Annotated in this window: 19 protein-coding genes; 12 read left to right on the top strand and 7 right to left on the bottom strand. The window is 64.2% G+C overall.

Annotated elements, in window-relative coordinates:
* Positions 1-17: 17 nt before the first annotated feature.
* From G6P99_RS28550 to G6P99_RS28535, 4 genes are read right to left on the bottom strand one after another with little or no spacing between them, the layout of a single operon-like run.
* Complete coding sequence (locus tag G6P99_RS28550) at positions 18-1091, bottom strand: branched-chain amino acid ABC transporter permease (protein WP_029080255.1); 1074 nt, start codon at positions 1089-1091, stop codon at positions 18-20.
* A 3-nt stretch (positions 1092-1094) separates the two neighbouring features.
* A complete protein-coding gene (locus G6P99_RS28545) occupies positions 1095-2009 on the bottom strand; it encodes a branched-chain amino acid ABC transporter permease (RefSeq protein ID WP_029080256.1) in 915 nt (304 codons plus the stop codon).
* Between the two features lie 3 nt (positions 2010-2012).
* Complete coding sequence (locus tag G6P99_RS28540) at positions 2013-2735, bottom strand: ABC transporter ATP-binding protein (RefSeq protein ID WP_029080257.1); 723 nt, start codon at positions 2733-2735, stop codon at positions 2013-2015.
* The gene (locus tag G6P99_RS28535) at positions 2732-3505 is read right to left on the bottom strand and encodes an ABC transporter ATP-binding protein (protein WP_035976647.1); all 774 of its coding nucleotides are present in this window, start codon (positions 3503-3505) and stop codon (positions 2732-2734) included. Before G6P99_RS28535 ends, G6P99_RS28540 begins: the two co-directional genes overlap by 4 nt.
* Before the next feature lie 97 nt (positions 3506-3602).
* On the opposite strand from G6P99_RS28535, the gene G6P99_RS28530 reads away from it, so the two are divergent.
* The 6 genes from G6P99_RS28530 (at position 3603) to G6P99_RS28510 (ending at position 7866) form a co-directional block, all read left to right on the top strand.
* Positions 3603-4523 carry a LysR substrate-binding domain-containing protein gene (locus G6P99_RS28530; RefSeq protein ID WP_029080259.1) on the top strand — a complete coding sequence of 307 codons (921 nt, stop codon included), beginning with the start codon at positions 3603-3605 and terminating at the stop codon, positions 4521-4523.
* 676 nt (positions 4524-5199) lie between these two features.
* Positions 5200-5616, top strand: coding sequence for a hypothetical protein (locus G6P99_RS28525; protein ID WP_156928515.1), 417 nt, complete (start codon positions 5200-5202; stop codon positions 5614-5616).
* A 107-nt stretch (positions 5617-5723) separates the two neighbouring features.
* Entirely contained in the window at positions 5724-5990 is a 267-nt protein-coding gene (locus G6P99_RS47735; RefSeq protein ID WP_156928516.1) for a PilZ domain-containing protein, read from the top strand.
* Between the two features lie 535 nt (positions 5991-6525).
* Complete coding sequence (locus G6P99_RS28520; protein WP_165124240.1) at positions 6526-7041, top strand: GNAT family N-acetyltransferase; 516 nt, start codon at positions 6526-6528, stop codon at positions 7039-7041.
* Positions 7042-7143: 102 nt separating this feature from the next.
* Positions 7144-7599 carry a cupin domain-containing protein gene (locus G6P99_RS28515; protein ID WP_029080262.1) on the top strand — a complete coding sequence of 152 codons (456 nt, stop codon included), beginning with the start codon at positions 7144-7146 and terminating at the stop codon, positions 7597-7599.
* A gap of 84 nt (positions 7600-7683) precedes the next feature.
* The gene (locus G6P99_RS28510; protein WP_035976650.1) at positions 7684-7866 is read left to right on the top strand and encodes a hypothetical protein; all 183 of its coding nucleotides are present in this window, start codon (positions 7684-7686) and stop codon (positions 7864-7866) included.
* Between the two features lie 25 nt (positions 7867-7891).
* Here G6P99_RS28510 and G6P99_RS28505 read toward each other — a convergent pair whose 3' ends face one another.
* Together G6P99_RS28505 and G6P99_RS28500 are read right to left on the bottom strand one after the other, a co-directional pair.
* Positions 7892-8827: a sugar kinase gene (locus G6P99_RS28505; RefSeq protein ID WP_029080264.1), complete on the bottom strand. Its 936-nt coding sequence runs from the start codon at positions 8825-8827 to the stop codon at positions 7892-7894.
* Positions 8811-9857, bottom strand: a complete 1047-nt coding sequence (locus G6P99_RS28500; RefSeq protein WP_029080265.1) for an SPFH domain-containing protein — start codon at positions 9855-9857, stop codon at positions 8811-8813. Before G6P99_RS28500 ends, G6P99_RS28505 begins: the two co-directional genes overlap by 17 nt.
* A 186-nt stretch (positions 9858-10043) precedes the next feature.
* Here G6P99_RS28500 and G6P99_RS28495 point away from each other — a divergent pair, with 186 nt between their 5' ends.
* Positions 10044-10751 (top strand): NUDIX hydrolase, encoded by a 708-nt coding sequence (locus G6P99_RS28495; RefSeq protein ID WP_029080266.1) that lies wholly within the window; start codon positions 10044-10046, stop codon positions 10749-10751.
* A gap of 88 nt (positions 10752-10839) precedes the next feature.
* Complete coding sequence (locus G6P99_RS28490) at positions 10840-12597, top strand: EF-hand domain-containing protein (RefSeq protein ID WP_084518408.1); 1758 nt, start codon at positions 10840-10842, stop codon at positions 12595-12597.
* On the opposite strand, the gene G6P99_RS28485 is transcribed toward G6P99_RS28490, so the two are convergent.
* A complete protein-coding gene (locus tag G6P99_RS28485; RefSeq protein WP_029080268.1) occupies positions 12598-13593 on the bottom strand; it encodes a phosphotransferase in 996 nt (331 codons plus the stop codon).
* 322 nt (positions 13594-13915) lie between these two features.
* Here G6P99_RS28485 and G6P99_RS28480 point away from each other — a divergent pair, with 322 nt between their 5' ends.
* From G6P99_RS28480 to G6P99_RS28465, 4 genes are all read left to right on the top strand, one after another.
* Positions 13916-14206, top strand: coding sequence for a copper chaperone PCu(A)C (locus tag G6P99_RS28480; RefSeq protein ID WP_245284626.1), 291 nt, complete (start codon positions 13916-13918; stop codon positions 14204-14206).
* A gap of 120 nt (positions 14207-14326) precedes the next feature.
* Positions 14327-16099: a PQQ-dependent dehydrogenase, methanol/ethanol family gene (locus tag G6P99_RS28475; protein WP_246709643.1), complete on the top strand. Its 1773-nt coding sequence runs from the start codon at positions 14327-14329 to the stop codon at positions 16097-16099.
* 68 nt (positions 16100-16167) lie between these two features.
* On the top strand, positions 16168-16710 hold the full coding sequence (locus tag G6P99_RS28470; RefSeq protein ID WP_051346153.1) for a c-type cytochrome: 543 nt from the start codon (positions 16168-16170) through the stop codon (positions 16708-16710).
* Positions 16707-17336 carry a hypothetical protein gene (locus G6P99_RS28465; protein ID WP_051346154.1) on the top strand — a complete coding sequence of 210 codons (630 nt, stop codon included), beginning with the start codon at positions 16707-16709 and terminating at the stop codon, positions 17334-17336. The genes G6P99_RS28470 and G6P99_RS28465 overlap by 4 nt, the downstream gene beginning before the upstream one ends.

Here is a 17336-nt window from a genome sequence, read left to right as displayed (position 1 = left end):
CAATGATGCAACGAACTTCAGTTGGTTTCCTTCAGCGCAGTCTGTACTGGCTGTGCAAGGCGCCGCTGCAGCGGCCAGCCGCGCCATGTGAATTCGCGGTTGCGGGTCAGACCGCTCGGCAGGTAGATCAGGATGATGATGGTGATGATGCCGATCGCGATCTCCTGGGCGCCGTTCGGCAACCCAACGGTCAGGCTGCCGACGCTGAAGCCCTTTTCGAGGTTGCGAAACAGCTCGATCAGCACCGACATCGCGACCACGCCGGACACCGCCCCGCTGAGGCTGTACATGCCGCCGACCACCAGCATCGACAGCGCGATGAAGGTGGTGCGCAGGTAGAACGAGCCGGGATTGACGATGCTCAGGAAGTGCGCATAGAGCGCGCCTGCCAGACCGATGATGAAGGCGCTGACCACGAAGGCGACCAGCCGCTCACGCACGATATCGACCCCGGAAGCGCTGGCGGCGACGGCCTCGTCACGCGCCGCGCGCAGCGCGAGCCCGGAGCGCGACACCGAGTAGAGATAGGCGATCGCGATGGCGACCGCGGCGCCGAGCCACCCGACCCAGACGTTCATGGTCGGGGGAATTCCGACGATCGAACCCTGTCCGCCGGTGACCGAGTCCCAGTTCGAATAGACGTTGTTGACGACGCCGAGCAGGCCGAAGGTGGCGATCGAGGCGGCAATCCCGGAGAGGCGCATGATGATGCGCCCGACGATCAGCGCAAACAGCGCCGCAAACAGGCCGGAGATCGGCGTCGCGATCCACATCGGCAATTGCGTGTGCAGCAGCCAGGCCGGCAATCCCTTGAGCGTGATCGACTTCATGACCGGCGGGATCGCCAGCCATGCCGTCATGTAGGCGCCGAGGCACATGAAGCTGATATGCCCGAATGACAGCAGGCCGGAATTGCCGACGAAGGCGTACAGGCCGACCACCACCATGATGTTGATGAACATTTCGATCGCGGTGCGATTGAAGGCGCGGCTGCCGAACTGATAAGTCAAGGCCGTCATGGCCAGCAGCACCACGATCAGGATGATCGGGGTGATGATCGTTTGCCGGATGACGGATGGCGGCCGCGACATGAATCAGACTCGCTGCTTGGCGGATTTGGGGGCGAACAGGCCCTGCGGACGAACCAGCAGGACCACGATCACCGCGCCATAGACGAAGGCGTCGCGGAACACGCGGGCATCGTGCGGCAGGGTGGCCTGGAACACGACGCTCGCAGCCCCGATCAGGAAGCCGGCGGCGACCGCGCCGGGCACACTGCCGAGCCCGCCGATCACGGTCGCGATGAAGGCGATCAGCATGACATTGGCGCCCATCCCGATATCGGCGGTGCCGGAATTGGTGGCGAGGATCAGGCCGATCGCCGCCGCCAGCATGCCGCTGATGGCAAAGGCCAGCAGGATGACGCCGTTGGCGCGTACGCCGAGCATGCGGGCCATGGTGAAATTCTCGGCGGCGGCACGCATCTCGAGGCCGTAGCGCGTGCGCTTCAGGAACAGCACCAGCGCGGCGAGCACCACCAGCGTGATGATGATGGTCACGACCTGCAGCATCGGAATATGGGCGCCGAGAAACTCCACCGGCAGGCCGAGGCCCGGCCACAGCGTGATCGACTTCGGGCGGCTCGAATAGAGCAACAATAACAGGTGCCGGATCACGAAGCCGAGCGCAAAGGACGCGATCATCATGGTCGCCGGATTGGCGTTGCGGAAGCGGCGGAAGACCACGACTTCCGACAGCATCGACAGCCCGGCGCCGACCAGCAGCAGCAGGGGGATCAGCAGGTAGAACGGCAGCCGGCCGGCAAATACGATCGCGGCGGCATCCACCGACGGCAACAACATGGCGAAGACGCAAAAGGCGATGAAGTCGCCATGCGCAAAGTTCACCAGGCGCATGACCCCGAACACCGCCGCTATACCGAGGGCGCCGAGCGCATAAAGGCTGCCCAGGCTCAACGCGTCGAACACGATTTGCAGGGCGGCAGTCATGGTCTAATGGTCCCCGAAGCCGAAATAGGCCTGTTTCAGCCGTGCGTCCTTGACCATGTCGGCGGCCTCACCCTCCAGCACGATGCGTCCGCCCCGGATCAGGACCATTCGCCCGCCCGTCATCTTGGCGCGGGTCGAGCTTTGCTCGACGATCAGCAGCGTGAGCTTGCGCTGCGCGCGCAGCCGCATCAGGATCTCGTAGACTTGGTCGATGATCTTGGGCGCAAGGCCGAGCGACGGTTCGTCGATTGCCATGATGCGGGGCGCCGCCATCAAGGCGCGGCCGATCACCAGCATCTGTTGCTGACCACCCGACAGCATCCCGGCCGTGGTGTGGCGGCGCTCTGCCAGCATCGGAAAATCCCGGTAGACGGACTCGAGATCGCCAGCAATTTTGCTCCGGTCGGCGCGCATGCCGGTGCCGACCTTCAGGTTCTCTTCGACGGTCAGTCCGCCGAACACGTTGCGTCCTTCGGGCACCAGCGAAAATCCGCGCCGTGCGATCTCTTCCGGTGCTGCGCCGGTCACGCGCCCGCCGTCCAGCGTAATGCTGCCCGAGCCTGTCGGCACGACGCCGGCGATCGCATTCAGCAGGGTCGACTTCCCGGCGCCGTTGGGGCCGGTCACGAACAGGATCTCACCCTCGGCGATGGTCAGCGTGACGCCACGCAGGGCAGTGAGGCGCCCATAGCTCACGGTGATGTCGTTGACCGCCAGCAAGGTCATGACGCCGCGGCCTCTTCCGCGAGCGCCGGAACGACCTCGTCCTGCTGCGTGCCCATATAGGCATGGCGAACCGCGTCGCTGCGGCGGATCTGGTCGGGCGCACCGACCTCGATGATCTCGCCGGAATCCAGCACGAAGATGCGTTCGCACAGTTCGAGCACGAGCCCGATGTTATGCTCGATCAGGAGAACGCCGATGCCGAGCTCGCCCGCGATCCGCTTGATGACCACGGCCAGATCGTGGCTCTCATGCTCGGACATGCCGGCTGCGGGCTCGTCGAGCAGCAGATAGCGCGGCGTGCACATGATGGCGCGGCCGATCGCAACGCGGCGTTCGTCGGTATAGGGCAGGGCGCCGGCAATTGTGGCTGCGAGCGGCGAAATGCCGAGCCAGGTCAAGACGCGCCTGGCTTCCGCAATCGCGTCGCGCCGGCTCAGGCCGAGGCCGACGCCGGTCACCTCGAGGTTGTCGAGAACAGGGAGATCGCGGAACAGCCGCCCGGACTGAAACGTGCGCGCGACGCCCATGCGCCGCAGTTTGTGCGCGGCAATGCCGCCGATCGCGGCACCCTCCAGCTCCACAGTTCCCGTGCCGACCGGCTGGAATCCGGTCAGGACGTTGATCAGTGTGGTCTTTCCCGCGCCGTTGGGCCCGATCAATCCGGTGATGCGGCCGCGGGGGACAGCCAAGGTCACGTTCGACAGCGCTTTCAGGCCATCGAATTGGACGCTGACGTCGCGAGCGACCAACTCCAAGCCTTGGGAAGTCATCGAGCTGCCGTCCCCTACGCGAAGCAACGATTGATTTTTTAGACGCGCGGGGCGATTGTAAAATTCGAAAAAGTAGTCACTGATATCGGAAAAATTGATGACCCTGACTTTCCGTCAGGTCCGCCACTTCATTGCCACCGCGGAATCCGGGAGGGTTTCGGCGGCTGCGGCTGCGCTCAACGTGACGCAATCGGCCGTCACGGCATCGATCAAGGCGCTTGAAGCCGACCTCGGCCACAAGCTGTTCGACCGGCATTCCAACGGCGTCACGCTCACCGTCGATGGTCAGCAGTTCCTGCAGCGCGCCCGCGCCGTCGAAGCCAGCGTGTCGGATGCGATGCGGGGGCCGCACCGCTGGGGCACCCAGGTCGACGGCACCGTCGACGTCGCGGTCAGCTACACGGTGGCCGGATATTTCCTGCCGCCGCTGCTGTCGCGCTTCTGGCGATCCTTTCCGGGCATTACCGTGCGGCTTCATGAGTTTCAGCGCGACGCCATCGAGCAGAGCCTGGTGAAGGGCAGCGTCGATGCCGCGATCATGCTTGTCTCGAATTTGCATGATCGGCGCAGCATCCATTCACGGCTCTTGCTGCGGTCTCCGCGCCGGCTCTGGACCTGCGCCAATCATCCGCTGTTGCGCAAGGACAAGGTCACGCTGGCCGACCTTGCCGGCGAGCCGTATCTGATGTTGACGGTCGACGAAGCCGAACGTTCCGCGATGCGTTACTGGCAGCGTACCCCGCATGTCCCCAACGTGACCTTCCGAACGTTGTCTGTGGAAGCGGTTCGAAGCATGGTGGCGACCGGAATGGGCATCACAATCCTGTCCGACATGGTTTATCGGCCCTGGTCCCTCGAGGGCCACCGTATCGACGTCAAGGTGCTGGACGATGACGTGCACACGATGGACGTCGGCCTTGCCTGGAAAAGCAAGGCGCGGCTTTCTCCGGCGGCCCGCGCCTTCTGCGAGTTTGTCGCGCACGCTTATCCGGGATCGGAGCCGATCCAGTTCGACTGAGGATGGCGGTCAAGGGGGCACGTGAAGGGCCGTCGCCGCGACTGTGACCCAACTAACAAGAGCTGCAATGGCGTTCGTGCTAGCGTCTGAGCGCGGTTGGCACCGTGCCCCCACGGCGCCTCCGTTCCAAGGGGCTGCCCGCTCATTACGAACCGCCTAGCAGCCGCGGGCGTGGCAGTCCTGCGGGCGCTTTGGATCAGCGGTCCACTTCGATTTCAAGTTCGGCGAACCGCTTGTATATCCACGATCGTCCGTCAAACCGTCGCCAGACGCGCCCCCAAGCCAACTCGCTCGTAATTGTTCGCCGTGGGACAATCACAGTCCACACGTGCCAAAGCGACATCCAGTCAGGCTTCGTCATGCAGCTTCTTCAGTCAATTTGATCGGTTCGTATGTACGAAGCCGCCACGCCGAATATCCTGGCGCGACGGCTTCGCCATGGTGGACCCGGATGGAGGGCAATATCCGGTACGCTGATGTCTGAGGGCTTCTGAGCATCAAGGCAAACGAACTCGCGCGTTAAGCTTGATGTCGCGCGGCGAGGTTAAATCTGGAACTCCTGCGCTCGGGTTAGCCCAATTTAGTTGAGGTTAACCGCGCCATGTTATTGACGTCACACATTTGTGGCTGATTCCTTGCGCCGGAAACTGCACACCCAGTGACTGGAGATGGGGGAGTGTCGTTCCAGTTGACCGTCCTGAAAGTGCTGGCCGGCCAACCCGCCGGGCGGGCGTCTGTTGCCGAAGTACGGCATGCCGTCGAAATCCTGATGAATAGCGGCAAAGACTGGACCGATCGCATGAAGCGGCTGCTCGCGCATGCGCCTGACCTGAATATCTTCTCGGCCAGGTTCGTGCTCCGTGATGTTGAAGGCTGGTCGATCACAGAAGAAGGTCGGCAATTCCTCTCCGCGCTCGAAACGGCTGTCGCCGTTCGGAGAGAGCCGCCTCGATCGACCGCCGATCTGCCGCCTGGCGAGCCCGCTGCGCAGCCGGCAACGGATGCGGCAAGATCACTTGATCTACCCAGAAACCGTCGTCAGAAGCCGCGGCGCCGCCGCGGGAAAAGCCGATCCAACCGGCGCACAGCGTGACGCAGCGGCGCCGGCTTCGCGCTGGTCGCGGCGCGCGCGGTACCCCGATCGTTAGTAGAAACGCAATCTTTCACGCGCAGCATCGATCTAATTTGCATTAGTTATTGATGGGCTCGGAAATGGTTGCTTTTCCCGACAGACGCAAGTCTGTGCGTAATCCATCGCTGGACAATGCGCTAATCAGGTTCGGCGACATGTCACTGTGCTGTGTCGTCGGCGACATCACAGAGAATGGCGCGGCGCTGGAGGCGGATGATCCGCCGTCACCCCTTCCCGACCAATTCACGCTTATTGTTCCACCGAACAAGACTTACTCGTGCAACGTCGTTTGGCGAAAAGGCGCATGGGTTGGCGTCGCATTCGTTGCTGGATGACAGGGGCGGGTGGTTGATAACCTCGAATTGAGGGGAAATGCCACGACAGTGTAAGCTAGTTCACATGCCATCACACGCTTAGCTGACACTATCCCGCTGTGATTTCAGCGGGACACCATGGACGACGATTTTTGCAGAGAGAGGGCGCGGACCGTGCGGGCGCTTGCAGAGCAAGCTGACCCGTTCATCAGGAAGCGCCTGTTGCAGCTGGCCGCTCACTACGAGCGACGCGTCGATCAGCCAGAGAAGGCTGATCGAGATCGGGCTGACCTGCCTGCGTTCGGGGCACCGATCTGGCCAACGTGAATTCCGGACAAGGGCTTAGCGAACAGTAGGAGCCGAGAACGCCGCTCGCCTTATCCTTGGCGTAGAACGGTGCGACGGTAGACAGGGTCACGGCAGCCAACTTCAACATCGTGAGTTGATCCGCCGCGACCGCCGCCCGGCGGCAGGATCGCTCGCGCCGATATCGCGGCAAGGGCGGGAACCTGCTATTCGCTGGTGTGAGACATCCACCCGATCGCAGGGACTCGGAATGAGCGTGCCATCCATCGAGATTCGCCGGCTCTTGCCCGCGGACGCTGCCATCTATCGCGACATCCGCCTCGAGGCGTTGCGCTTGAGCCCGGAGGCGTTCGGCAGCGCCTATGAGACGGAGAGTGTCCATCCCACAGGCTGGTTCGCGGAGCGGCTGGAGCGCGGCGCGGTGATACTTGGCGCGTTTCGCGGCGGCGAACTCGCAGGCATCGTCGGCTTCGTCGCTGGCGTCGGGCCGAAGCAGCGGCACAAGGGCGAACTGGTCGGCATGTATGTGCGGCCGGCGGCACGGCGCGCCGGCGTCGGCCGCGTTCTGATCGATGCCGTGCTCGATCTTGCCGCTGAAACGGTCGAGCTGGTGCTGATCGCGGTGGTGAAGCACAACGAGCAGGCCCATCGGCTCTACCGCAGCGCGGGCTTTGTCGAGTACGGGCTGGAGCAGCGCGCGCTGAAGATCGACGGTCGCTATTATGACGACATCCTGATGGCGAAGGATCTCGTCGCGCGCGGCTGACTGCGCGCGATGCAGCGCCCCGGTTGCGGCGGGCCGTTGCGATCGATGCACGTCCACGCATAGGTCGCGCATTCGCTTGCCGCCATCGCCCGGGAAACAGCCATGCCGAAGATCGACCTGACAAAAGTGCCGGAACGCAAGGGGACGGGTTATCCGGCCGAGTTTGCCGCGCCATGCGCCGAGCGCGTGCGGCAGCGTCTCGGCGACGCCGGCGGGCTCGCCGACTTCGGCGTCAATCTGATGCGGTTGCCGCCGGGCAACTGGTCGAGCCAGCGCCATTGGCATTCGGACGAGGACGAGTTCGTCTATGTGCTCGCGGGCGAGGTGGTGCTGGTGGAAGACGGCGGCGAGACCGTGCTGCGCGCCGGCGATTGCGCGGCGTTTCCGAAAAACTCCGGCAACGGACACCATCTGATCAACCGGTCGCAGATGACGGCGACCTATCTTGAGGTCGGCTCGCGCTCGCGCGCCGACGTCATCACCTGCTCCGACATCGACATGATGAGCCCGAGCTCCGACGGCCGCTTCCTGCACAAGGACGGCAGGCCCTACGAATAGCCGAACGGACGCGGCAGCGGTTGGGCATTGCGGATTGATCGCCAAAGGCCCAAATTTCCAGGGATCGCGTCTGGATACATTGCGATGACGGAATGGTATTTCGTTTGGCTTGATGGCCCACGCGGGCCTGAGCCGCAGAAATGGTCGTCGGACGGGCTGTGGGGGCAGCTTGGCCGCCAGGACATCATTGTGCGCTTTCCGCTGACGGAGCGCGAGGCCACACTGTCGATCGACCAGCTCGCGAAATTGCACCCGGTGCCGCAGTGAACCAGCCGCGCGAACGCCGGCGGCCTCACACCACCAGCCGTCCTTCGCGCTCGGCGACTGTGATCTGGGCTTCCGTCCCCGAATTGAAATCGAGCCGGTCGGCTTCGATGCCGTCGCTGAAGATGACGCCGTTCTCGGGCATCAGCGAGCGCAGGCTGAGGCGCTCGGCGCGGTCGAGGCTGCCGCAGACCAGCGTGACCTGCGAGGTGCGGCTTGGAAACGGCTCGCGCACCGCAAAGCGCAGTACGCCCGCGTCCCACGGCTGCGGCAGATAGGGCGGGGCGCTGCCGCCATTGCCGAAGCTGCCTGCGATCGCGAGCGAGCCGGTGACGATGCTCTTGAACCAGGCGGTCGAGCCGAGGCCGGTCGCCACGATCAGGCCGCTCGACGACTGCCGTTCCTTCTGCCCGGCGAGCGCGATCTCGTAGACGGCTGACGTATGAGTGCGCGCGCCGACGAAGAGGTCGTTGACGGCGTAGAGCACCTGGCCGTTGGTGAGCTCGGCCCTGGCCATGGTCACCGCCTTGTGGCCGCGTCTGTCGGATGCGACCTCGCGCAGCAGGGCAGGGAGATCGCGTGGCACGAACGGCAGCAGGATGCCGTCATAGCGCTTCGCATCGGGGTTGAGCCCGATCAGCGGATGGCCGTCGAGATACTTCATCGTGTTGGCGACGACGCCATCCTGGCCGAGCGCCACCACGATGTCGGCAGGGCCGAAGATGAAGTTCGGCAAAAAACTCCGGTCGATGATCTGGTAGCGGCCCCATTGCTCCAGCGCCCGCACGGTGACGTGGCGCTCGGCCTGGTAGACATCGTGCTCGCGCTGGTAGTCGGAGAAGTCGGCGCCGAGATGCTCGACATAGAAGCGGGCCTGCGCCGCGGTCAGGTATTTTGCGATCAGTTCCTCGAGCCGCGTCTTGCGGGTGACGAGGACGATCTTGCGGTCATTGTCGGCGGGCACGGGCAACCTCCACAGCGGCGGGCTTCTCCAAGAGCGCGTTCAGCAGATCGGGCGAGACGTTGAGCTGGCCGATCTTCTCGGCCTTTTCGGCGATGCCGCTGAAGGCCTGCGCGATCAGCTGTCCCGGCTGCATGCCGGCTGAGGCGAGCGCCTGGATCACGCGGGTGTCGACGCCCTCGAAGATCTTCATCAGCGCCCCGACCCGATAGGCCTCGGCATCCGCCAGCGTGCGGGTGTTCTCGGCATTGAGGCCGACGAAGTCCTTGCGCTTGCTCTCCAGCGTGATGTCGGCGACCATGCCGGCCTCGCGCAGCTCGGCCTGCTTGGCGGCGACGCTCGCCTCGGCATCCATCTGGGTCTCCCGGATCGAGCGCTTCTTCTGCTCGACCGCGATCTCGGTGTCGAGCTCGCTCTCGCGGATGGCGCGTTCCTGTTCCACGGCAAAATTGCGCCGCGCGAAGATCGCCTCGTCCGCGCTCTTGAGGATCCCTTCGCGCGCCTCGGCCTCCAGCGCCTTGGCGGTATCCGGCGTCGGCTTGATGCCGCGGATCGAGACGCCGAGGATTTCCAGGCCAAGCGAAGCGATACCGGCGCGGCCGCGCAGGCCTGTCTCGATCAAGCCGGCGATGCGGTCGGCGGCCTGCAGGGCCTCCTTCAAGGTCAGCTCCTTCACTGCCTGCTGCGCCAGCACCTCGACGGTGGCGAGGATCCGCTGCGGCAGCTTCTCCGGGTCGTCGGACTCGTAGGTCTTGCCGTCGGCCTTGAGGGTGAAGTTGAGCATCGCGGCGGCCTTTTGCGGCTCGCTGATCCGATAGGTGACATGGCCCTGAATGGTCAGCGCCTGAAAGTCGCGGGCGATCTGCTGGAAGATGAAGGCGGCGTCGCGGCTGCCGATCGGGACCGCGACCAGCGAGGTGACCGGCCCATAGTAGAAGCCGGACAGGCCAGCGCCTTGCTGGGTCACCGCGCCGCGGCGGAATTTCATGAGGTAGGTGGTCGGCTGGGCCTTGATGAAGCGGAGACCGAACATGGCGTGCACTCCTATAGTAAGTGTGTCTGAGCAACTAAATTAGTTGGACTGTACAACTAAGTATGTTATTGTCAAGCCGGGGCGCGAAACGGTTCACGCCACCAGAGCGTTTTCGAGCGAAGTGGACACCGGTTCGCGTGAAGAAAACGCGTCAAGACAAGAAGCTCTAGAGGAGCAGGGGAGAGCATGCCCGAGAAGCCGGATCTCGACTTTCCGCGGCCGCTGACGACGGTCGACGTCGTCATCTTCGCCATCAGGTCGGACGCGCTTCAGGTCCTCTTGGTTCAACGCCCAAGAGCGGAAACCGAGCCGTTTCCAGCGGCTTGGGCGTTGCCCGGCGGCTTCGTCGACATCGCCGGCGATCGCGACCTCGAAGCCTGCGCGGCGCGCAAGCTGAAGGACAAGACCGGCGTGGTCAGCCCCTATCTGGAGCAACTCGGCAGCTGGGGCAGCGCCACGCGGGATCCGCGCGGCTGGTCTGCGACGCACGCCTATTTCGCATTGCTGGGCGAGCACGCCGCGGGCGGGGCGCTGGCCGCGGATGCGCAGTGGTTCGCGGTCGAGGGCGAGAAGGTGCGGCCGAAGCTTGCCTTCGACCATGCCGAGATCCTGCAGGCCGCGATCCAGCGCCTGCGCAGCAAGGTCGAGTACACCTCGCTGCCGGCCTATCTGATGCCGCCGGAATTCACGCTGCCGGAATTGCAGCGGACCTTTGAGATCGTGCTCGATCGCCCGCTGGAGAAGAGCGCGTTCCGCACGCGCATGCTCGCCGCCGACCTGATCGAGCCGGTTGCGAAGATGCGCAAGGGCCCGAACCGGCCGGCGCAGCTCTACCGGTTGAAGAAAGCCAAGGCCCCGGTGTTCTTCGCGCGGACGTTCAATCCACCGGAGTGACGATCTTCCGCGACGCTCTGCCTGCGTTGCAACCCGCAGGGTCGCTGCAACCCGGACAAATTTGAAGCAATCCGGGACGGCAAATTTAATGCGCCTGCGCCACATCGTTCAACCTGGAATAGTGGAGTATGAAATGCGGTTGCGGTTGGTTCGCCTTCTGGGCGCTTCGGCGATGTGTCTTGGCGTTTTCTCTGCGCCGGCCAGCGCCAATTCGGAATGGATCATCAACAGGATGGGCGGCGCGATGCGTGCGGACGTGACCTGGGAGCAGGTCAGGTCGCAGATGCTGGCTGCGTTCTATCAGAGCAATCCGGACGAGCGCGGGGTCACCGCGCAAGGCATCGACGATCTGCGCAAGATAGCGGCCGCGCAGCGGCGCTTGCAGGTCGTTACGCAGGTCCTGGCTTACGATCTCGATGGTGACGGAGCCGTCACGAAGGCAGAGATCATCGCGGTGATGCAGCCGCGGGCGCGGCAAATGATCCACGCCAACGGGGTGCAGCTCGAGCCAACGCCTGAGCAGGTTCGTCTGCAGCTCGACAGGCTTGTCAGCGAAGCTCTCAAGCTGGACGCCGACCAGGATGGCGTCATCAGCGCCGCAGAAATCCGGCAGGAAGGCCAGCGGCAGGCCGATCAGGCCAGCGTCAGCTGGCAGCAAAACATGACCCAGTACGTCCCGATGACGCTCGATGCGAACGGAGATGGCGCCGTCTCTCTCGCCGAATATGAAGCGGCCGTGCGCGACCAATTTGCCGCGATCGACCAGGATCGCGATGGCCGGATATCCGCCGGCGAATTCGCGGATTTCGGCAAGCGCCTGAACGAGGCCCGACAGGCGGCGCAGCGTGCGCGGGAGATTCAGCTCCGGAAACAGCAGCTGCAAGCCGCGGTGGCGGGGTGTGATGTGCCCGCCGTCCCGCGCGAGGTGCGTCTGATTCTTCTGGGGGCGCAGGAGGGCAAGGCGCTCTCGAACGCCTGGGTCGGCAACCAGGACCGGGTGACCTTTGTGACGACCGTCGAGATCGCGCCCGGACCCGAGCCGATCTATCTCGCGCTGGCGAGCGGCGGTGCGATGATCTGGGACATCGTCGGGGCGACCGAACGCATTGCCGGCGTCGTGGCCGATGCCGACGTGACCGTCGACAAGGCGGGCGACGCGCGTCTGCAGCGGTTCGCGGCCGCCAACGGTGTGGGACCGCAGCACAGTGGCAAGCCGCTTGTCGGCGTCATGGGCGTGCCGCGCGAAAAGGTCCACTTTACCGCACACAGTGGATGCCTAGTGCCAGCGACGGACGCAACGATGAAGGATGGTCGTGCCGAAGAGATCGCGGCGCTGCTATTCGGACGCGCCGTGGATGAGACCGGCGGCGAGCAGAGCGCGGGGACCTTCCGTGTCCCGGCGGCGCGGCATTTTCCTGACCGGCCGGTTCGAAACGCGATCCTGTTGCCGACGGAAGGCCTTGGAGAATTGTTGTGGCGCGACGTGCGGGTGGACTACCCGGCAGGAATCGCGCAGATCGACGTCGAGGCGGTGATCTCGGCGCATCCGGTCAACCACTATTCCGTACTGCCGGGCCGTGCAGGTCTGGCGGAGCTGGTTGACACCGGCGCGCTCATGGTCACCGGGATGAGCCGCGGCGTTCGGATCAACGATGGCGACTTCAAGCCGTTCACGGTGCCGGACAAGTTCAGGATCTCCAAGAAGCTCAGGCTTCCCGCCGGTGCGCGCGGAACCTTTACCTTGCCGTCCCAGGTGCCGCCGCCCGACGGCGATCTGAGCGCAACCTGCGTGCTTGCGGAGCCGGAGATGAAGCCGATCAGCGGCTCGCGCACGAATTGCAGCTAGTCACACCGAAAGATCGAAGCCGGGCGTCGCAACGTCAGTCAAGAACGAGGCAAGGAACATCTTCCCGAGCACGTGCTTGGCCGCCGGCGTGCCGGCCTTTATCCGGCCGGTGCTTGTGGCCTCTGCGAGCTCGGCCAGCGTCGGCGCCGCAAGGCTCGTGTCGGGTGTGGTGCGCGGGGCGGTGGCGGATGCGCTGAGCAGCACGCCGGCGTAATAGAGACGGGTGAGGGCGCGGACGTGCGCGAGCCGGGCGCGCAGCGCGTCGTTCAGCGGATGGCCGCGCCAGGCACGATGCAGAATGTCTTGCAGTTCCGGCGTCCGTGCGAGGCTGTCGCCGACAACAGCCAGATCGATCAGCGGATCGGTGCGGTAGGCGGACTCCCAGTCGATCATCCAGAGCCTGACGCCGTCGAACAGGATGTTGGCGGGAAGCGGGTCGTTGTGGCTCGAGACCGAGTTCGTGTCATCCCACATATAGGCCGCGTGGATGCGTTCGAGATGTTCGTTACACAGGTCGAGCACGCCGGGTGCGAACAGGCCGGTGCGGCCAACATGGGCCCAGAGCCGGGCCACGATGTCGGGATAGCGCACGAAGGACGGAAAGGTCGGCGTCGCCTGCAGGCGCGCCAGCAATTCGCCGAGCGCCCTTGCCAGCGCCGGCAGGCCGCCGGGATAGCGGCCGAGCGGCTGCCGCTGCACGAAATCCATCATCGCGACGCGCGACGTCTCGTCGATATAATAGAGGCGCGGCGCGATGCCCGCCTCGGCGGCAATCCGAAGCGAGACATACTGATGCGGATTGCGCAGCGGGCTCGGTATGCCCTCGATCCGTAGCAAATAATTCTCGCCGCGCGCATCGATCCGGAACAATTGCGCTGACGTGGCGCCGCCCGAAACAGATGTCACGGCGTCGATCGTTGCCGTGCCGATCACTTCACGCAGTGCGGCATGCGCCGCTTCGCGCTGCACAGGCGGAAGTGTATCGAGATCACTCATGCACAAAGAACTAGCATGACGGCTGTGCGTGCCGGAATCGCATTGATGCAGCGTTCTCGATCTATTGCTGGCAGCGCGCGACGAAGCATGAAACAGTGCCGCAAAAATCATATCGGGAGAGAACTTGATGTCGTTCGAGCGGGGGTTGCATTGCGCCGTTGCGTGCAAGACCGTTAAGTGCAGATCATGGATCGCGTTGCCATTATTCTGCCTGATCAGCACGTTCGGAGTGATGCATCGCGCCGCCGCTAGCGAATCCTTGCAGATTTTGGACGCGCGCGTACCGGCGGCCGACAAAGAAGGTGGGGACCTTCCCTTGACGATGACGATCAAGAACGAGGCCGACAGCGCCGATGTGCTGCTGCGTGTCCGCTGCCCGGTCGCGAATTTTTCCGAGCGTCACATCGTCGATCGCGGCGAAGGCGCGCCGGCTATGCGCTCGATATCCAATATACCAGTCCCGGCCAAGGGGACGCTCGAGCTGAAGCGCGACGGCTATCACGTCATGCTGCTGCAGCTGCGCCAGGCGCTCACGCCCGGCGAGACGTTCAAATGCGCGATCGTTTTCCAGAAGGCTGGAACAATCGAGACGGAGGTGCTGGTCCAGAAGTGACCACCGGAAGGCGGCGGGTGAGACTGTCACCTGTCGGGACTCAAGGCTTCTCGCGCGATCGCCCGTATGTGACGGGCGGTTCGATCAATGAAGAATGCTAGATCCGGAGGAAATGAACTTATGACAAGGTTGAATTGGGTTAAATCGCACATGCTCGCGGCGGCAGTAGCATCCGCTGCGACCTTCGCGGGCTCTTTCGCGCTCGCCGATGATGTCAACCAGGAGCGTCTGCTCAATGCCGACAAGGAAGCCGGCAACTGGCTGCACCACCACAAGAACTACTCGGCGACGCGCTTCTCGTCGCTGGCGGATATCAACAAGGACAACGTCAAGAACCTGAAGGTCGCCTGGACCATGCATCTCGGCGGCGTCGAGGGCGGCGGAATCTGGTCGCATGGCGGCCTGGAGGGAACTCCGATCGTCGAGAACGGATTCATGTACGTCACCGACGGCTGGGGTTCGGTCTACAAGATCGATGCCCACGGCGGCAAAGGCGTGCTGGTCTGGAAGATGGATCCCAAGACCGACCACGACTGGGCCGGCGCGGTCGCCTGCTGCGGCGTCGACAATCGTGGCGTCGCGCTGTGGGATAACCTCGTCGTCTCGCACACGCTCGACGGCCGCCTGATCGCGACCAACAAGGAGACCGGACAGGTTGCCTGGCAGCGCCAGGTCGCCGATCCCGACAAGGGCGAAGTCATCACCGGCGCACCCTTGATCGTCAAGGGGATGGCGATCACGGGCGTCGCGGGCGCCGAATACGGTATTCGCGGCTGGATCGCCGCGACCGACCTGAAGAGCCAGAAGGAAGTCTGGCGCACCCACACCATCCCGGGCAAGGACGAGCCCGGTCACGAGACCTGGAAGGACGACAAGAACGCCAAGGCGAGCGGTGGCGGATCGACCTGGGTCACCGGCAGCTTCGACCCGTCGACCAACACCATCGTCTGGGGCATCGGCAATCCCGGACCGGACTGGGACAACGAGTATCGGCCCGGCGACAACCTCTACACCGACTCTTCGCTTGGTCTCGATGCCGACACCGGCAAGATCAAGTGGCACTACCAGCACACGCCGAACGATCCCTACGACTATGACAGCGTGGCGGAGAACGTGCTGGTCGACGTCCTCGGTCCGAACAACACGACGCTGAAGCTCGCGCTCGAGGCCGACCGCAACGGCTTTGCCTATGCGATCGACCGCAACAGTGGCAAGTTCGTCTGGGGTCTGCCCTTCGTCAAGAAGGTGACCTGGACCAAGGGTCTCGATCCCGAGTCCGGCAAGCCGGTGGAGTATGATCCGAAGCAGGGCGTGCAGAAGTATAACGCGTCGGTCACGCCGAGCCGCACCAACAAGGAAACGGACATCTGCCCCGGCAACATGGGCGGCAAGAACTGGCCGCCGACCGCGTATAATCCGAACCTGAAGCTCTGGTACATCCCGGTGATCGAGAGCTGCAACCGGATCAAGGTCGAGGAGATGACGCCGGACAAGGTGAAGGCGCGCGAGTTCTTCACCGGCGGCGGGCCGAGCCAGCCGTTCAAGATTACGGGCAGCGTGACCGCGATCGACGTCACCACTGGCAAGTTGGCAGGGAAGGCGGAGACGGAATTCCCGAACCTCGGCGGCATCCTGGCGACGCCCGACCTGGTGTTCTCCGGACAGCCGTCCGGCGAGGTGATCGCCTATGACGCAAAGTCGCTGCAGAAGCTCTGGGAGTTCAACACCGGCGGTGGCGTCAACGCGCCCCCGATGACGTTCTCGGTGGACGGCAAGCAGTATGTCGCGATCCTGGTCGGCCTCGGCGGTGCCTGGGACAAGTGGTTCATCGACGCCACGCCCGAGCTGAAGCAGATGCAGCCGGGCTCGATGCTCTACGTGTTCGCCCTTTGACGTCGCACGCGCGGGAGGCCTCGGTGAGAGGCCTCCCGCGTCACTTTTGATCCAGAGAAACAAAACAAATGAAGCAAGGATGGTTGATTGGCGCGTGGCTTGGCTGCGCGCTCGTGACGGGATTTGTGAGTACGGCGCAGGCACAGTCGGCGAGCGATCCGACCGATGCCGGCAAGGCGGTGTTCAAGCGCGGCAATTGCATCGGCTGCCACAAATGGCACGGCAATGGCGGCGGCGGCTATGGCGGCGACGCGCTGTCGCTGCGCAAGACCGAGCTGACGCGCGAGCAGATCATCGAGACCGTGACGTGCGGGCGGCCGGGCACCGGCATGCCGTTCTTCGTGCGCGGCTCCTATGACACCACGAAATGCTACGAGATGACCCGGCAGGATGTCGCGGACCGCATGCCGCCCGAGGCAAATGTGTTCCTGCGGCCCAACGAGATCGAGGCGGTCGCCGATTACGTGCTCGCCCACGTCAAGGGCAAGGGCGAGCCGAGCTATGACGAGTGCATCACCTTCTTCGGCGATGGCTCGCGCGTCTGCAACGTCTACAAGGACGCCGGCCACGCCGCCGCGCCGTCCGACCAGAGCGAGAAGGCAAAGCCATGAGCAAGCACCGATCGGCAATCCGTGGCCTCGTCTTCGCCGCCACCGTCACCGCAGCGGTGCCGGCGATGGCGACCGCGGGCGACCTGCGCGACATCAATGTCGGAATGGCGATCAGCAGCGTTCCCGACGCCGGCTACATCAACCTGACCTGCGCCGGGGAGAAGACCACGCACAGATTGGCTGAATGGGCGCAGTGGTCGAATTGCCCGGCCGGGCCGGACCAGCTCCGCGGCATCCGCTTCGAGTATGATCGCGAGACCGCGCGGGAAGGCACCATGGTCGCCGGCCATCCGGCGATCCTGACCGTCATGATCGATCAGGACGCCAAGATCGCGGCGCTGACGATCGAGACCGATCCGAAAGCACGGCTCTATCTGCGCAAGAAGGCCTTCCTGCTCGGCCTGCAGGCGAGGTCGCGCTACGGCGAAGACGGCTGGACCTGCTCGAACGCGGAGCCGGCCGGCGGCAAGCAGGAGGTCGGTGGCGTCTTCGTCGACGAGACCTGCAGCAAGACCACCGATGGCCGCACCGTCGTGATCGAGCGTCATCTCTATCGCGAGCCGAACAAGGAATTGAAGGACATGACCGACGAGACCCGGATCACGATCCGCCGCGCGGGGTCCTGA

The organism is Bradyrhizobium sp. 6(2017) (assembly GCF_011058295.2).
Classification (GTDB): domain Bacteria; phylum Pseudomonadota; class Alphaproteobacteria; order Rhizobiales; family Xanthobacteraceae; genus Bradyrhizobium; species Bradyrhizobium septentrionale.
Note: the sequence above shows the minus strand (reverse complement) of the source record. Positions and strands in the feature narration are given on the sequence as shown.

Excerpts from the sequence above, each read along its gene's own strand:
- G6P99_RS28550 (WP_029080255.1), bottom strand. The coding sequence starts at position 1,091 with ATGTCGCGGCCGCCATCCGTCATCCGGCAAACGATCATCACCCCGATC.
- G6P99_RS28545 (WP_029080256.1), bottom strand. The coding sequence starts at position 2,009 with ATGACTGCCGCCCTGCAAATCGTGTTCGACGCGTTGAGCCTGGGCAGC.
- G6P99_RS28540 (WP_029080257.1), bottom strand. The coding sequence starts at position 2,735 with ATGACCTTGCTGGCGGTCAACGACATCACCGTGAGCTATGGGCGCCTC.
- G6P99_RS28535 (WP_035976647.1), bottom strand. The coding sequence starts at position 3,505 with ATGACTTCCCAAGGCTTGGAGTTGGTCGCTCGCGACGTCAGCGTCCAA.
- G6P99_RS28530 (WP_029080259.1), top strand. The coding sequence starts at position 3,603 with ATGACCCTGACTTTCCGTCAGGTCCGCCACTTCATTGCCACCGCGGAA.
- G6P99_RS47735 (WP_156928516.1), top strand. The coding sequence starts at position 5,724 with ATGGGCTCGGAAATGGTTGCTTTTCCCGACAGACGCAAGTCTGTGCGT.
- G6P99_RS28520 (WP_165124240.1), top strand. The coding sequence starts at position 6,526 with ATGAGCGTGCCATCCATCGAGATTCGCCGGCTCTTGCCCGCGGACGCT.
- G6P99_RS28515 (WP_029080262.1), top strand. The coding sequence starts at position 7,144 with ATGCCGAAGATCGACCTGACAAAAGTGCCGGAACGCAAGGGGACGGGT.
- G6P99_RS28510 (WP_035976650.1), top strand. The coding sequence starts at position 7,684 with ATGACGGAATGGTATTTCGTTTGGCTTGATGGCCCACGCGGGCCTGAG.
- G6P99_RS28500 (WP_029080265.1), bottom strand. The coding sequence starts at position 9,857 with ATGTTCGGTCTCCGCTTCATCAAGGCCCAGCCGACCACCTACCTCATG.
- G6P99_RS28495 (WP_029080266.1), top strand. The coding sequence starts at position 10,044 with ATGCCCGAGAAGCCGGATCTCGACTTTCCGCGGCCGCTGACGACGGTC.
- G6P99_RS28490 (WP_084518408.1), top strand. The coding sequence starts at position 10,840 with ATGCGCCTGCGCCACATCGTTCAACCTGGAATAGTGGAGTATGAAATG.
- G6P99_RS28485 (WP_029080268.1), bottom strand. The coding sequence starts at position 13,593 with ATGAGTGATCTCGATACACTTCCGCCTGTGCAGCGCGAAGCGGCGCAT.
- G6P99_RS28480 (WP_245284626.1), top strand. The coding sequence starts at position 13,916 with ATGACGATCAAGAACGAGGCCGACAGCGCCGATGTGCTGCTGCGTGTC.
- G6P99_RS28475 (WP_246709643.1), top strand. The coding sequence starts at position 14,327 with ATGACAAGGTTGAATTGGGTTAAATCGCACATGCTCGCGGCGGCAGTA.
- G6P99_RS28470 (WP_051346153.1), top strand. The coding sequence starts at position 16,168 with ATGAAGCAAGGATGGTTGATTGGCGCGTGGCTTGGCTGCGCGCTCGTG.
- G6P99_RS28465 (WP_051346154.1), top strand. The coding sequence starts at position 16,707 with ATGAGCAAGCACCGATCGGCAATCCGTGGCCTCGTCTTCGCCGCCACC.